The following is a 15,339-nucleotide window of genomic DNA, read 5'->3' as shown; positions in this document are numbered from 1 at the left end:
GGCCCGTTATGCTGGCCCCATAGCTCGTCGCTGGTGCGGCGATCCCAAGCAACCGAGAGGATAGAATGACCATGCAACAACAGGTGCGGATGACATTGCTGACGGCGGGCACCCTGCTGTGGGCCGGCCTGACTCAGGCCGCAGCGGACACCCAGGGCGATCCCCTGCGCCCCCTGGTGGATGCCAGCATCCGGCCCGTGCTCAAGGAGTACAGGATCCCGGGCATGGCGGTGGCCGTGCTGAAGGATGGCAAGGCCCACTACTTCAACTATGGGGTGGCGAACCGGGAGAGCGGGGCCCCCGTGAGCGAGCAGACCCTGTTCGAGATTGGCTCGGTCAGCAAGACTCTTACGGCAACTCTTGGGGCCTACGCCGTGGTCAAGGGCGGCTTCCAGCCCGATGACAAGGTGAGCCAGCACGCCCCCTGGCTCAAAGGCTCCGCCTTCGACGGCATCACCATGGCCGAGCTCGCCACCTACAGCGCAGGGGGCCTGCCGCTGCAATTCCCCGACGAGGTGGATTCCATCGACAAGATGCGTGCCTACTATCGCCAGTGGACGCCAGCCTACCCGGCGGGTACCCATCGCCAGTACTCCAACCCCAGCATCGGCCTGTTCGGCCACCTGGCCGCCCATAGCCTGGGGCAACCCTTTGAGCAACTGGTGAGCCAGACCCTGCTGCCCGGGCTCGGCCTGGCCCACACCTATCTCAAGGTGCCCGCCGCGGCCATGGGGAACTACGCCTATGGCTACTCGAAAGAGGACAAGCCCATCCGGGTCAACCCGGGGATCCTGGCGGACGAGGCCTATGGCATCAAGACCAGCTCGGCGGATCTGCTGACCTTCGTCGGTGCCAACATGGCAGGTGGTGGCGACGAGCCGCTGCAGCAGGCGATCGCCATGACCCACACCGGTTTCTACTCGGTGGGAACCATGACCCAGGGACTCGGCTGGGAGAGCTACCCCTATCCCGTCAGCGAAGCGGCGCTGCTGGCAGGCAACTCCCCAGCGGTGACTTACAATGCCAATCCGGTCAAACCCGTTGCCGGGTCCCAGGAGACGGGAGAGGCGAGGCTCTACAACAAGACAGGCTCGACCAACGGCTTCGGTGCCTATGTGGCCTTCGTGCCCGCCAAGGGTGTCGGCATCGTTATGCTGGCCAATCGCAACTATCCCAATGACGCCCGTGTCAAGGCGGCCCACGCCATCCTGAGCAAGCTGACGGAGTGACAGCTCGGCCCCGTTGATTGAGGTGAGTACGCCGGGATTGCCCGGCGTACTTTTTGGTACCGCCGGCGCGGTTACGCTTCACTGAATGGCCAGAATGGCTCACCACTGACAATTCGATTTCCAAATTGGAATCTACCGATCGCCATCTCGTCACTAGGTGCGAGCGGGCCCCTCTCCTATAGTGCAGCGCATATTCATCCGGTCCCCCATGCTCCCGCCATCGACGCTGGTTGGGCATAGTTTGTGTGGGCGGGCCCTTCGCAATGGAGCATCCATGGCCATTTTCCTGCTGTGCACTTTTCTGATGATCATCCTCTACCCGGTCGGGATCGATCTCTATCTGGTGGCCGTGCCCCAGATTGCCGATACCCTGCAGGCGAGCGAGGCGCAGATCCACACCGCCTTCTCCATCTACCTGTTCGGCATGGCGGCCACTGTGCTACTGGGGGGGATCATTGCGGATCGCCATGGGCGGCGCTGGGTGGTACTGGGGGGCGCCCTGATTTTTGTCCTCGCCTCCCTGGTGGCGGCCAATGCGGCGGGGATCAGCCAATTCTATCTCGGCCGCTTCTGGCAGGGAGTCGGGGCGGGGGCGCTCTATATCATGACCTTTACCGTGCTGCGGGATGTGCTGAGCCAGGAGCGGCTGGCGATGGCGCTCTCCATGATCAATGGGGTGATCTGCGTCATTCCGGTGCTGGCGCCTGTGCTGGGTTATCTCATCCTGTCGCATTTTGATTGGCGCGGGATCTTCGTGGCGATGGCGCTGGTGGCGGCCGTCAGCGGCCTGGTCAACCTGCTGCTGCTCAAGGAGACCCGTCCGGCCCGCCAGCAGAGTGGTGCTACCCGACCAATGGCCCTGCTGCGCTCCCCGCGCTTCATGCTGTTCTCGCTGCTGACCAGTGTCAGCGTGACCGCCATCCTGGTCTATGTCAGCGTCTCGCCGCTGATCCTGATGCAGCAGTACGGCTTCACCACGGAGCAGTACGCCATAGTGATGATGGTGATGGCCGGGGTGAGCATGTCCACTTCCTTCCTGACCCCGTTGCTGCTGCGCTGGCTGGGCAAGCAGAGGGTGCTGGCGCTCTCCCATCTGGCCTACCTGCTGGCGGCCTGCCTCCTGCTCGGCAGCTGGCAGCTGGGGGGCGACATCCCCTTGCTGCTGCCGGGCTTTGCCCTGGTTTGCATCGGCTTCTCCTGCGGCTTCGGGGTGGCGATGGGGGAGGCGCTGGCGGAGTGTCAGCACCAGGCGGCATTTGCCAGCGCCCTGCTCTGCATCATGCAGATCAGCCTCTCCGGCTTCTATATCTGGCTGCTGGGCCAGCTTGGCGTGGCCCCATCCTTGATGCTGATCTCTGCCCTGCTGTTGACCCTGCTCAGTTACCTGGCCGTCAAAGGGCTGCTACCATGGCTCGCGCTGCGTGAAGCGCGGTCGCGGGGATAAGGGGAGAGGAAAGATGCGCAACCTGGGTGAACTGGATTTGAACCTGCTGGTGGTCTTCAAGCACCTGATGCAGGAGCGCAGCGTGACAGGGGCGGCCAAGAAGCTCTGCGTCACCCCCTCGGCGGTGAGCAAGGCGCTCGCCAAGCTGCGGGACTGGTTTGACGATCCCCTCCTGGTGCGGGTGCGTCAGGGGCTGCAGCCTACCCAGCTCTCCCTGACCCTGGAGGAGGAGCTCAAGGCCTGGTTCCTGCTGACAGACAGCATCACCTCTCTCAATAGCGAGGCGATCCCCGAGGGGGCCCGCTTCAGCCTGGTGATGGAGTCCCCCTTCAGCACCAGCTTCCTGAGCGAGCTGCCCATGACCATCTACCAGAAGTATCCCCACTCTGTGGTCAGGATGCTGGGGTGGGATCATCACTCCCTCAACGACATAGTCAACGGGGATGCGGATCTCGGCTTCTGCGCCCGGGAGACCCACGGTCGCTCCCAGGCCAGGGTCAACCGGCTGCCCTACTACATCGATCACGAGGTGCTGTTCAGCGACAGGCCCGTGGTGTTCCTGCGTAAAGATCACCCCCTGCTCCAGCAGACCTGGTCCCTGGAGAACTTCCTGGCCTGTCCCCAGGTAAGCGTGGTGTGGGAGGCCAGCGATAGCTGGGCGCTGGATGATCTGCTGGAGGACGAGGGGCAGAGGCGGGAGGTGCCCATCATGGTGGCGAGCTTCGAGCAGGCCCTGCATATCGCCTCCCAGTCGAGCCATGAGCTGATCGCGGTGGCGCCCTCCTATTGCGCTGGTTATGCCGCCAGGCACCACGACAACCTGAGCGCCATGCCTCTGCCGCTCCCCGAATCACTCTACAAGCAACTTGAGATAGCCTTCATCCTGCTATGGCACAAACGCCATAACCAGGATGCCAAGGTGATGTGGCTGCGCAATGAGACGAAGCGGCTCTATGGCCTGGCGGCGGAGGGACTTGCCCTGTTCCCATGGGGCGGGGGAGAGGCTGCGCTGGCGCCGGCGGGAGATGCCTGATGCAGGGGGCCAATGGCCCCCTGAACTCAACCGTATTGCTCTTCCATCCAGGCTTCGACGATAAGCTGGGCGGAGACTCCGTCCACGCTGCCCTTGTCGAGCGCCTTGTAGCCGCCGCGCTCGAACAGGCGGGCACGGGCATCCGTGGTGGTGAGCCGCTCGTCCTTGAACTCCACCGGCTTGCCGAAGCGGCCATGGAGGCGGTTGCCGAACTTGCGGGCCCGCACCGTGATCTCCTGATCCGTGCCATCCATGTTGAGCGGCAGGCCGACGATCAGCAGATCCGGCTGCCACTCCTTGAGCAACTTTTCAATCTCGTCCCAATTGGGAATGCCGTCGTTGGCCTTGAGGGAACGAAGGGGTTGGGCCGTGCCCGTGAGCTCCTGGCCGATGGCGACGCCTATGCTCTTGGTGCCGTAGTCAAAGCCCATGATGCTGCGTGATGACATGGATGTCCTCGAAATAGATGAATAAAAAGATGTCGTATCCCCTCACCCTAGCCCTCTCCCGAAGGGAGAGGGAACCTGCCGAGGTTATGCTCGCTCGAATTTGGCTAACTCCGTTTTAGCTGACTGGTTGCCGCAGATATATCCGAAACGTGCCGATTTACCCCCTTCTCCCCTCGCGGGAGAAGGGCTGGGGATGAGGGGCACTAAATGGGAACTGCACCAACTAAAGAGCGTGACAAGGGATCTAACTGTGCCCCACCTGGCTGGAGAGATGCAGAGGATTGACGCCTATGCTGGCGGCGGCCTGCTGCCAGCGCTGGTGAATGGGGGTGTCGAACACCAGCCTGGGGTTGGGGGGGATCACCAGCCAGGCGCCATCCACCAGCTCCTGCTCGAGCTGCCCTGCGCTCCAGCCGGCGTAACCCAGGGCCACCAGCCAGTGGTCCGGCGCCTCGGCGGTGCCCAGGGTCTCGAGGATGTCCTTGGAGGTGGTGACCATCATCTCGTCGCTCACCTGCAGGGTGGAGTTGAAGCCGGGCCTGAAGCTGTGCAGCACGAAGCCGCGATCAGCATGGACCGGGCCGCCCTGCAGCACCGGCTGCTTCATCTCGGCGGTGGCAGGGGGGCTCAGCTTGAGCTTGGTCAGCATGGCGTCCAGGGACATGTCCACCGGGATGTTGACCACCAGTCCCATGGCTCCCTCGCTGCTGTGCTCGCACAGATAGACCAGGGCGCGTTCGAAGTAGGCGTCCGTGAGGCTCGGCATGGCGAGCAAAAAGTGGTTTTGCAGTGTTTGCATAGATATCAAAGAGTGCAAAGGTATTTGGGGTGATTATGGCAGTTGACGGCGGCGGGCAAAACCGCTTTTTCGCACAGAAAAGCCGGAAGTCCGGGGGCTGGCTCACATCGTCGCGCAACAGAAAAGAGCAGGGGCCGCACTGGCCCCTGTGGTGTCACTGCCTGGGTGACGGCCTCGAGGGGGTGTCTCCTGGGGTTATTTTCCCAGACGGCGTTCGATGGCATCCATCAGCATGCCGGTGATATGCACCGGGAAGGCCGCCTCGATTTCACGGATGCAGGTCGGGCTGGTGACGTTAATCTCGGTCAGGCGGTCGCCTATGATGTCGAGCCCGACGAAGATGAGTCCCTTCTCTTTGAGAGTGGGGCCCACCGCACGGGCGATGGCCCAGTCCGCCTCGCTCAAGGGACGCGCCTCGCCGCGGCCGCCGGCCGCCAGGTTGCCACGGGTCTCTCCCTGGGCCGGGATGCGGGCCAGGCAGTAGGGCACTGGCTCGCCGTCCACCACCAGCACCCGCTTGTCGCCATCCTTGATGGCGGGCAGGAAGGTCTGGGCCATGCAGTACTGGCTGCCGTGGGCGGTGAGGGTCTCGATGATGACCCCCACGTTGGCGTCATCTTCCTTCATGCGGAAGATGGAGGCGCCGCCCATGCCGTCCAGGGGCTTCAGGATCACGTCCTTGTGCTCGGCGTGGAAGGCGCGCAGCTTGTCGGTGCGGCGAGTGACGAGGGTGGTCGGGGTGTGCTCGGCAAACCAGGCGGTGTAGAGCTTCTCGTTGGCGTCGCGCAGACTCTGGGGCTTGTTGACGATGAGGCAGCCCTCGTCCTCGGCCCGTTCCAGCATATAGGTGGCGTAGATGAACTCGGTGTCGAAGGGGGGATCCTTGCGCATCAGGATCACATCCAGGCTGGAGAGCGGCTGATCGACCACTTCCCCCAGGCTGAACCAGTGGGCGTAGTCATGCTTGACGGTGAGCGGACGCATGGTGCCGAAGGCGCGCCCCGCCTGCATGTAAAGATCCTTCATCTCCAGATAGAAGAGCTCGTAGCCGCGCTTTTGCGCCTCTTCGAGCATGGCGAAGCTGGAGTCCTTCTTGATGTTGATGGCCGAGATGGGGTCCATCACGATGCCGAGTTTAATGGTCATCCGCTGTTCCTTTTTAATGGCTCGATAGGGTTGTAGGGTCGATTAGCGCAGCGTAATCGGCCGCTTGAGTCTGCCATCATTCGATGCCGTCACTCAGCTTATCGACACTGCCCGATGGTATTAAGCGAGATCGCCGAAGCGGCACTGCAGCGCCGTAATGGCGGTCAGGGCGGCGGTTTCTGTGCGCAGCACCCGCGGCCCCAGCAGCATTTCCTTGAAATCCTCTTGCACGGTACGGGCGATCTCGTCGCTGGACAAGCCCCCTTCCGGGCCGATCAGCAGCCGCACCCCGTGTTCGGGTACCGGCAGTGTGCTGATGCTGTAAGGGGCGCGCGGGTGCAGGTTGAGCTTGAGCTCTTGGGTCTCTTCGCGCAGCCAGGCGTCCAGCTCCATGGGCGTGCGAACGATGGGCACCACATTGCGGCCGCACTGCTCGCAGGCGCTGATCACCACCTTCTGCCACTGCTCGCGTTTCTTCTCCAACCGATCGGCGGGCAGCTTGACGCCGCAGCGCTCGGAGAAGAGCGGGGTGATGCAGGTGACGCCCAGCTCCACGGATTTCTGGATGGTGAAGTCCATCTTGTCGCCACGGCTGATCACCTGGCCCAGATGGATGGCGAAGGGTGACTCCACCGAGCGGGCCTCGCAGCTGTCGATGCGCACCTCCACCGACTTCTTGCCGACGCCTGTGATGGTGGCGGCATATTGGTTGCCGTCGCCGTTGAACAGCTCGAGCTGCTGACCCGGCTGCATGCGCAGCACCCGGCCGATGTGGTTGGCACCGTCTTCCGACAGGGCGAGAGTCTGGCCCACCTGCAGGGCGGCCGGTTCATAGATACGTGGAATGCGCATGGCTGATCACAATCTCTTGGCTTGAACGCGTTTCATGATAGGAAGGGGGTGTCCCTTCCCTGTCAAATGGGGCTATTGGCACTGCTTTTCAATGAAGGGGTTGGTATTGCCCTGCAGTTTGCCGATGCGGAGGTTGCGCTCGCACTCCCAGCGGTCGGCCGGGTACTGCCTGTCCCAGGCCTCGAACAGTTTACGCTGTTGGGCGGCCAGGCGCAGCCCATACTGCTGGCCCATGTAGAGGTAGGCACGGGCTATCTGGCCGCGTACCGGCCCCTTGGGCGGCTGCACCCGGCGATCCTTGAAGTCCACCAGCATCTGGCACTTGCCGTACTGGTTCGGCTTGCCGTTCCAGTCGGAGAAGCGGTAGTTGGCCCGATCGCCGTTCACCTCGCCGATGGCGGGGAAGAGGTTGTGCATGTCCCCCTCCATCTTGTTGAACTCGTCGCTCTTGCCGCAGTTCTTGCGCCCGCCCTCTTGCCAGCACTGGAGCTGGTGGCCGAACTCCCATGCGGGGACCACGTGCTCCCACTCGATGCGAGAGGCGCGATTGGCCTGCTTGCGTGGCAGATAGCCGCAGCTCTCCCAGTCGGGGGCCATCTGCTTGCCGCTGAACTTGATGTTGCAGCCGCAATAGAAGGTGGTGGGGTGGCTCTGATAGAGCTTGTTCAGATCCTGCTTGGCGGCGCGAAAGGTCTGGGCCTGCAGGGGCGAGCTGATGAACGGCAGGCTGATGAGCAGGCCGACACTGAGGGTGAGCAGAGAGCGAAACATGAAGATCCTTGGCAATGAAACATTTGGCTGAAGAAGCTGCGCACCCTAACACAGGGGCGCGACACGGGTTGACTCAATCCGCTGGCGAGCCCGGCTGCAACACCAGGGGCTGGCGACAGCGGCGGCAGTGATAGCGGGCCTCGCCGCGCACCACCTTGTTGTGACGGCGCACCGAGAGCCGATGCTGCTGGCAGGCGCACGCATAGGCATGGGTGCGCTGGGCCAGCACGGCGAGATCGAAGCTGTGGGTGGTGTTGGGGGCGAGCGCGAACAGCTCCCGCATCACCGACTGCCATTGGCGGCCGTGGGGCAGCACCCGGGACTTGCCGCGCCCTTCTCCCCAGAGGGCATAGACCAGCAGGTGCGCCACCTCGTGGGGCACCACCTCGGCCAGAAAGGCCTGCTGGTTGGCCTCATAAAGCGCCGGGTTGAAGCGCAGCTCCCAGGTTTGCAGCCGTGCCGACCCCGCCGCCCGGCCCCGCATGTTGCAGTGGATCTGCGGGCGCGGGAAGGAACGGCCGAGGCGTGCCTCCGCCTGCACAAAGCAGGCGTCGACCCGCTGGTGCAGCAGCTGGAGCAGGGAAGCGTCGAGTTGGGATCTGGTGGCAGACATCGAGGTCTCGTCGGGTAGCGGATAAGCAAAAGGGGAGCCAGGCTCCCCTTTTATCACAACGGCCAGCCTTACAGACCGGCGGCGTCGCGCAGCAGAGCGGCCTTGTCGGTCTTCTCCCAGGGGAACTCGTCACGGCCGAAGTGGCCGTAGGCGGCGGTCGCCTGGTAGATGGGACGCTTGAGATCCAGCATCTCGATGAGGCCGTAGGGACGCAGCTCGAAGAACTCGCGCACCAGCTTGACCAGCAGCTCCTCGGCCACCTTGCCGGTGCCGAAGGTCTCGACGCTGATGGAGGTCGGCTCGGCCACGCCGATGGCGTAGGAAACCTGGACTTCACAGCGGGCAGCCAGACCGGCGGCGACTATGTTCTTGGCGACATAGCGGGCGGCGTAGGCGGCGGAACGGTCAACCTTGGACGGGTCCTTGCCGGAGAAGGCGCCACCACCGTGACGGGCCATGCCGCCGTAGGTGTCGACGATGATCTTGCGACCGGTCAGACCGCAGTCACCCATGGGGCCGCCGATAACGAAACGGCCGGTCGGGTTGATGAAGTACTTGGTGTCCTTGGTGATCCACTCGGCCGGCAGCACCGGCTTGATGATCTCCTCGCGCACCGCTTCCACCAGATCCTTGTGGCTGATGGAGTCGCAATGCTGGGTAGAGAGCACCACGGCATCCACACCCAGGATCTTGCCTTCGTTGTCGTAGGCGAAGGTGAGCTGGCTCTTGGCATCCGGGCGCAGCCACGGCAGGGTGCCGTTCTTGCGCACTTCGGCCTGACGCTTCACCAGCAGGTGGGAGTAGGTGATGGGGGCGGGCATCAGCACATCGGTTTCGTTGGTGGCGTAGCCGAACATCAGGCCCTGGTCACCGGCGCCCTGCTCCAGCGGATCGGTACGATCGACGCCCTGGTTGATGTCCGGGGACTGCTTGCCGATGGCGTTCAGCACGGCGCAGGAGTCGGCATCGAAGCCCATGTCGGAGTGGGTGTAACCTATCTCGCGAACTGTGTCGCGCACGATCTGTTCGATGTCGACCCAGGCAGAGGTGGTTACTTCACCGGCCACCATCACCATGCCGGTCTTGACCAGGGTCTCGCAGGCGACGCGGGCCTTGGTGTCTTGCACCAGGATGGCGTCCAGCACCGCATCGGAGATCTGGTCGGCGATTTTATCGGGATGGCCTTCGGAGACCGACTCGGAAGTAAACAGCTTTGCCATGATTGGTTCTCGATTCGTATGGGGTTATCGCCTTGGCCATAACCGGAAAATGACGGTATGTCTGTAGAGGTATCTACATCTGGACGTCTATTTTAATTAGGTCACAGTGTGATTGCCAGCACTATTTGGGGTTGGACCCGCCCGGACCAAGGCTGAGGGGGCAACCACCCCGATGGAGGTAAGGGAGGGGGCGGATTGAATCGTTTTCCCTGGCCAGAAAAGCGATTGTGCTCCCAAAGCCACTTTATTCGCCCAGATAATATTTGCACCGCGCCCGCCCTGCTGGGACAATAACGCGCCTTAATCTTGGCCATCAAATGAAGCAATCGCAGGAGATACAGATGCCTTCTCGTAAAGAGCTTGCCAATGCCATTCGCGCATTGAGTATGGATGCCGTTCAAAAAGCCAACTCCGGTCACCCGGGCGCCCCCATGGGAATGGCAGATATCGCCGAAGTGCTGTGGCGTGGCCACCTCAAGCACAACCCGAACAACCCCAAGTGGGCCGACCGTGACCGCTTCGTGCTGTCCAACGGCCACGGCTCCATGCTGCTGTACTCCCTGCTGCATCTCTCCGGTTACGACCTCTCCATCGATGATCTGAAAAACTTCCGCCAACTGCACTCTCGCACCCCGGGTCACCCCGAGTACGGTTATGCCCCTGGCATCGAAACCACCACTGGCCCGCTGGGTCAGGGCATCACCAATGCCGTGGGCATGGCGATCGCCGAGAAGGCCATGGCCGAGCAGTTCAACCAGCCGGGTCACGACATCGTCGACCACTACACCTACGCCTTCATGGGCGACGGCTGCCTGATGGAAGGTATCTCCCACGAGGCTTGCTCCCTGGCCGGTACCCTGCAACTGGGCAAACTGATCGCCTTCTGGGATGACAACGGCATCTCCATCGACGGTCATGTGGAAGGCTGGTTCACCGACGACACCCCCAAGCGTTTCGAAGCCTACGGCTGGCACGTCATCCCGGCTGTTGACGGTCACAACCCGGAAGCCATCAACGCCGCCATCGAAGCCGCCAAGGCCGAGACCGGCAAACCGACCCTGATCTGCTGCCGCACCATCATCGGCTACGGCTCCCCGAACAAGTCCGGCTCCCACGATTGCCACGGCTCACCGCTGGGCAACGACGAGATCGCCGCCGCCCGTGCCTTCCTGAAGTGGGATCACGCGCCCTTCGTCATCCCGTCCGAGATCGCCGCCGAGTGGAATGCCCAGGAGAAAGGCACCAAGCTGGAATCCGACTGGGCTGCCAAGTTTGCCGCCTATGAAGCCGCGCACCCGACCCTGGCTGCCGAATTCAAGCGCCGCACCGTTGGCGAGCTGCCGGCCAACTGGGCCGCTGAATCCGCCAAGATCATCGAGACCCTGCAAGCCAACCCGGCCAAGATAGCGACCCGTAAAGCATCCCAGAACGCCTTGGAAGCCTTCGGCAAGCTGCTGCCCGAGTTCATGGGTGGTTCCGCCGATCTGGCCCCGTCCAACCTGACCATGTGGTCCGGCTCCAAGTCTCTGACTCCCGAGAGCGCCGCAGGCAACTACATCCACTACGGCGTGCGCGAGTTCGCCATGTCCGCCATCATGAACGGCATCGCCCTGCACGGTGGTTTCATCCCCTACGGCGCCACCTTCCTGATGTTCATGGAGTACGCCCGCAACGCCCTGCGCATGGCCGCCCTGATGAAGCAGCGCGCCATCTTCGTTTACACCCACGACTCCATCGGTCTGGGTGAAGATGGCCCGACTCACCAGCCGGTTGAGCAGATCGCCTCCCTGCGTCTGACCCCGAACATGAGCACCTGGCGCCCCTGTGACCAGGTAGAGTCTGCCATCGCCTGGAAGCACGCCATCGAGCGTCATGACGGCCCGACCTCCCTGATCTTCTCCCGTCAGAACCTGCCCCAGATGGACCGCACCGCCCAGCAGTTGGCCGATGTGGCCAAGGGTGGTTATGTGCTGAAGGATTGCGCCGGTACCCCGGAACTGATCCTGATCGCCACCGGTTCCGAAGTGGAGCTGGCCGTGGCCGCCTATGAGCAGCTGACCGCCAAGGGCCGCGCCGTGCGCGTGGTTTCCCTGCCGGCCACCGACGTGTTCGACGCCCAATCTGCCGAGTACAAGGAGTCCGTCCTGCCGTCCAGCGTCACCAAGCGTGTCGCCATCGAAGCGGGTATCGCCGACTACTGGTACAAGTACGTGGGCTTCGGCGGCAAGATCATCGGTATGACCACCTTCGGTGAGTCCGCGCCGGCCGAGTTGCTGTTCAAGGAATTCGGCTTTACCGTGGAAAACGTGGTAGCGACCGCCGAATCCCTGTAATAGCCCCTGTAAGCGCTGAATATTGGGCCGTCTGGCCCAATAGCCGGAACGATAAAACGCCCTCCATCGCAAGATGGGGGGCGTTTTTTATAAGAAAAATTTATTCTTTGGGAGACATGGTCAACCCTGAGTGAATAATTCAGTTTTACAACTTAGTATGTTGGCGACCTCCAATTTCTCGGTATGGCTGCATTTATTTGGTGCCATACGATTCCGTTCATAATATGCTGTGCATCTGAATGGTGATTAATCCGTATTCGTTGCAGTATCGTTTCCAGTGATATAGGGCAGGCGAGTTATTTGTCGTTCGATCATGGTAGTGAGTGATTTTTAAGTAAATCAGTTGATTTACAGCATTTTAAAAAGGATGGGGTATTTACAATGGCTTGTTCTGTATTGATTGATAAGTCAGAGGGAAAGCTGAAGATAAATTCTGATTCGTATGATTTGAACAGGATCTCTGATGTACAAGTAAAAGTGCTTACATGGAAGGACAAACTAATAAACATGTTATTGTTCGGGTTAATTACATCCAGTATCCTCTTCTACTTTATACCTACTGAAGCGCAGGGTAAGGGTATGACGTTGTTTCTCCCCGCCGTCGCTTTTCTGGCAGGAATGGTGATGGCTATGGTCACCAGTGCAAAATACGTATTCAGACTGGAATTCAAACATGTCGATGAAACCGGCGTACAATGGATCACTGCCGCCAAGAGCAGAAATTCGCAGGAATATGAGGCCTTTAAATTGAAAGAGGTGGAGCTTAAACAATTTATCGGTTAACGAAGGAAAACTTGAAGCATAAGGTTGTCAATGTTGACACCCGATAAAAAGACACCGGCTTATGCCGGTGTCTTTTTATCATTTAAGGCAAATCTTACGCCTGCGGCGGGGTGCTTTCCGCATTGGACATCACCGCATCCATCTGGATCAGGGCGCCGGCGGGCAGTTCGCTCACGCCAATGACGGTGCGGGCGGGCAGGTAGCTCGGGAAATGGCGGGTATAGACGGCATCCACTTCGGCCAGATCCTCAATATTGGCGACCTGGATATTGACCTTGACGATATCGTCCATCACATGGCCGATGCTCTCCACTATGGTCTTGATATGGCCGAGGCACTGGGCGGTCTGCTCTTTGATGCAACCGGTCAGAACCTTGCCGGTGGCCATGTCGATCGGCAGCTGGCCGGCAATATGGTTGTAGTGGGAGAAGGCGACGCTCTGGCAATGGAGCGGGCTGCGCGGTGCCTGGTCGGTATTGCGGGCGCTGATCACCAGATTGTGGCGATCTTCCACCAGTTGCGGCGGGGTGCCGTCACCGTGGGAGATCACCGCATCCATCTGCACCCGGGCACCCAGCGGCAGGGCAGAGGCCACGATCAGGCTGCGGGCCGGCAGATAGGCGGCGGCGCGGGCGATGGCGGAGTCCGGGAAGAAGGTGCGGTAGACCTCATCGATGGCACCCTGATCCGCGAGGCTGGTCAGGTAGAGGGTCACCTTGACGATATCGTCAAAGGGCACATCTATGCTCTCCAGCACGTTTTTGATATTGCGCAGGCACTGGGCCGCCTGCTCCTGGATGCCACCGGCAACCAGCTGGCCGGTGGCGGCATCCACCGGCAGCTGGGCGCCGATATTGTTGTAGTGGGAGAAGGCCACCGTATGGGTCGAGAGGGGATCGGCCGGTGCCCGGCAGCTGTTTCGGGCGAGCTTGATAAGGGGGCAGGGGGCTTGCGGGAAGGTGCCTTCCCCGTTTGAAAGCAGGGCGTCCATCTGAATGGCTGCGCCGAGCGGCAGACCGGCCACCGCCAGCACGGTACGGGTTGGCAGGTTGCGGGGGAAGAATTCGCGATAAACGGCGTTGACCGCCTCCAGATCCCCCATGTTCTTGAGGAAGAGGGTCACTTTCACCATGTCGTCCATGACGTGGCCGATGCTCTCTACGATCGCCTTGAGGTTACTCAGGCATTGTCTGGCCTGTGCCTGGATATCGCCACTCACCAGCTTGCCTGTCCTGGGATCGACCGGCAGCTGGGCGGCAATATTGTTGTAATGGGAGAAGGCCACGCTCTGGGTGTAGGGGCCCAGATCCTGGGGGGCATGGGGGGTATTTCTTGCAGCCTTGATGATGGTGCCACTCATAGGATATTCCTCTTCTTGCTATTCGTTGTTATCGCAGGGTATGGGTCACCCCATTCGATCGCGCTCCTCCATACCCGACAAGGCAGATCCGGTATGGCAACCGATGGCCCGTTGTCGCATATAGAAGGGCGTCGGGTCCTCGGTGTTCATTGTCAATCCGCGCCCGAGAGGGAGTGGATAAAGGAGGCTGGAACAGGGTGAAATATCTCAGACAGGGGGATTCTATGAGTGGCCAAGGGGGGAGGGCAAACCGGGATCTCGTTTTTATGCGTTGGCTCAACGCACTGAAATATAGTCCCGTTGCGATTCAATTCAGGGAATAAATGCCCTGCTGATGGTGTAATCAGCCCCATTTTTCGGAGGATCAGCCTGAGACGGGGGCTCACTCCCGTCAGATAGGGAGCCGGGCTGTGAACCATAGGTTAATCAGCGGTAACGCCGTGCAGTTAATTCAATTGTTCATGCATGGATATGTATTTTATGCACGGATGATGGGGCTGTTATGGCGATTGAAAATATGCTAGCCATGTTCGGCAAGAATATGAGTGGCGATATGGCTGGCATATCATGCAATATATTTGCATGGGCAAGTCATGCAGGCCATGAAATAGCGCCATGGCGCAATCTCTGGGGTGATTTTTTATCTGGCCTCATAGACCCGAAGCATGCCATGGCAGCACCGCCACTGCGCCTCTGGGCTGAGGCGGCAGATCCTGGGGCGAGACGCCCTGATTTGCGATCAGCATCTGGCTGGCGACGAGCGGCGATGAAGCAAAGGAAGATGAAGATGGAGTACGGAAATATAGCTGCGGCTGAGATCCCCCTCGCCTTGTTGCTGGAGGCGGATCCCTCAGAGAAGCGCATAGGGTCATACCTCCCAGGGGCCTGGTGTTTTGCCGCCCGGGCCCAGGGCATCCTGGTCGGGGTCTGCGTCGTCAGGGCCCTGAGCCCGGGGACGGCCGAAATTTTCAATGTCGCCGTGAGGCCGGATCACCAGCGCCAGGGCATAGGCTCCGGCCTGCTGCGCCATGGGCTGACCGAGCTTGCAGCCCGCGGCATCAGGCGGGTGGAGCTGGGTACGGGCACCTTTGGTTATCCGCTAACCTGTTATCAGCGCCTCGGTTTTAGGGTGGATGCCGTGGTGAAGGATCACTTTCTGCACCACTACCCCGACCCCATTTTCGAGAGCGGCATCCAGCACAAGGACATGCTGCGACTCTCTCTCACCCTTGAGGCTGGCGCTCGGGAGTGGGAGAGTGAGCGCTGACCACAGGGCGAGCCGCCCGACGCTAACCACGCCCGCCAGG

14 protein-coding genes are annotated in these 15,339 nt (G+C 61.1%); 6 read left to right on the top strand and 8 right to left on the bottom strand.

Annotation, left to right across the window (positions count from 1 at the left end; all coding sequences use genetic code 11):
• Positions 1–71: 71 nt before the first annotated feature.
• The 3 genes from ampC (at position 72) to yidZ (ending at position 3,706) form a co-directional block, all read left to right on the top strand.
• Positions 72–1,229, top strand: coding sequence for an FOX/MOX family class C beta-lactamase (ampC, locus tag ACFWHB_RS15530; RefSeq protein WP_395950212.1), 1,158 nt, complete (start codon positions 72–74; stop codon positions 1,227–1,229).
• 274 nt (positions 1,230–1,503) lie between these two features.
• Positions 1,504–2,673: an MFS transporter gene (locus tag ACFWHB_RS15525; protein WP_395948804.1), complete on the top strand. Its 1,170-nt coding sequence runs from the start codon at positions 1,504–1,506 to the stop codon at positions 2,671–2,673.
• Positions 2,674–2,686: 13 nt separating this feature from the next.
• The gene (gene yidZ / locus ACFWHB_RS15520; RefSeq protein WP_395948803.1) at positions 2,687–3,706 is read left to right on the top strand and encodes an HTH-type transcriptional regulator YidZ; all 1,020 of its coding nucleotides are present in this window, start codon (positions 2,687–2,689) and stop codon (positions 3,704–3,706) included.
• 26 nt (positions 3,707–3,732) lie between these two features.
• Here the strand turns inward: yidZ and ruvX are convergent, their stop codons facing one another.
• The 7 genes from ruvX to metK all read right to left on the bottom strand — a co-directional run bounded on the left by ruvX (position 3,733) and on the right by metK (position 9,556).
• On the bottom strand, positions 3,733–4,155 hold the full coding sequence (ruvX, locus tag ACFWHB_RS15515) for a Holliday junction resolvase RuvX (protein WP_025326196.1): 423 nt from the start codon (positions 4,153–4,155) through the stop codon (positions 3,733–3,735).
• Between the two features lie 244 nt (positions 4,156–4,399).
• Positions 4,400–4,954, bottom strand: a complete 555-nt coding sequence (locus tag ACFWHB_RS15510; protein ID WP_395948802.1) for a YqgE/AlgH family protein — start codon at positions 4,952–4,954, stop codon at positions 4,400–4,402.
• 195 nt (positions 4,955–5,149) lie between these two features.
• Positions 5,150–6,100 carry a glutathione synthase gene (gshB, locus tag ACFWHB_RS15505; protein ID WP_171275676.1) on the bottom strand — a complete coding sequence of 317 codons (951 nt, stop codon included), beginning with the start codon at positions 6,098–6,100 and terminating at the stop codon, positions 5,150–5,152.
• 120 nt (positions 6,101–6,220) lie between these two features.
• Complete coding sequence (gene rsmE, locus ACFWHB_RS15500; RefSeq protein WP_171275677.1) at positions 6,221–6,952, bottom strand: 16S rRNA (uracil(1498)-N(3))-methyltransferase; 732 nt, start codon at positions 6,950–6,952, stop codon at positions 6,221–6,223.
• Positions 6,953–7,024: 72 nt separating this feature from the next.
• Complete coding sequence (locus tag ACFWHB_RS15495) at positions 7,025–7,723, bottom strand: endonuclease (RefSeq protein WP_111910305.1); 699 nt, start codon at positions 7,721–7,723, stop codon at positions 7,025–7,027.
• Positions 7,724–7,796: 73 nt separating this feature from the next.
• Entirely contained in the window at positions 7,797–8,336 is a 540-nt protein-coding gene (locus ACFWHB_RS15490) for a SprT family zinc-dependent metalloprotease (protein WP_111910304.1), read from the bottom strand.
• Positions 8,337–8,404: 68 nt separating this feature from the next.
• Entirely contained in the window at positions 8,405–9,556 is a 1,152-nt protein-coding gene (gene metK / locus ACFWHB_RS15485; RefSeq protein ID WP_025326202.1) for a methionine adenosyltransferase, read from the bottom strand.
• A gap of 341 nt (positions 9,557–9,897) precedes the next feature.
• Between metK and tkt the strand changes: the two genes are divergently transcribed.
• A complete protein-coding gene (gene tkt / locus ACFWHB_RS15480) occupies positions 9,898–11,889 on the top strand; it encodes a transketolase (protein WP_171275680.1) in 1,992 nt (663 codons plus the stop codon).
• 579 nt (positions 11,890–12,468) lie between these two features.
• Positions 12,469–12,672 carry a hypothetical protein gene (locus ACFWHB_RS15475; protein ID WP_234677077.1) on the top strand — a complete coding sequence of 68 codons (204 nt, stop codon included), beginning with the start codon at positions 12,469–12,471 and terminating at the stop codon, positions 12,670–12,672.
• 94 nt (positions 12,673–12,766) lie between these two features.
• Here ACFWHB_RS15475 and ACFWHB_RS15470 read toward each other — a convergent pair whose 3' ends face one another.
• Positions 12,767–14,032, bottom strand: a complete 1,266-nt coding sequence (locus ACFWHB_RS15470) for a RidA family protein (protein WP_395948801.1) — start codon at positions 14,030–14,032, stop codon at positions 12,767–12,769.
• A 787-nt stretch (positions 14,033–14,819) separates the two neighbouring features.
• Between ACFWHB_RS15470 and ACFWHB_RS15465 the strand changes: the two genes are divergently transcribed.
• Positions 14,820–15,299 carry a GNAT family N-acetyltransferase gene (locus ACFWHB_RS15465; RefSeq protein ID WP_395948800.1) on the top strand — a complete coding sequence of 160 codons (480 nt, stop codon included), beginning with the start codon at positions 14,820–14,822 and terminating at the stop codon, positions 15,297–15,299.
• Positions 15,300–15,339: the final 40 nt, after the last annotated feature.

The sequence above is a fragment of the Aeromonas mytilicola subsp. aquatica genome, assembly GCF_044336385.1.
In the GTDB taxonomy this organism is placed as follows: Bacteria; Pseudomonadota; Gammaproteobacteria; order Enterobacterales; family Aeromonadaceae; genus Aeromonas; species Aeromonas rivipollensis.
This window is presented reverse-complemented; position numbering and strand designations above follow the sequence as displayed.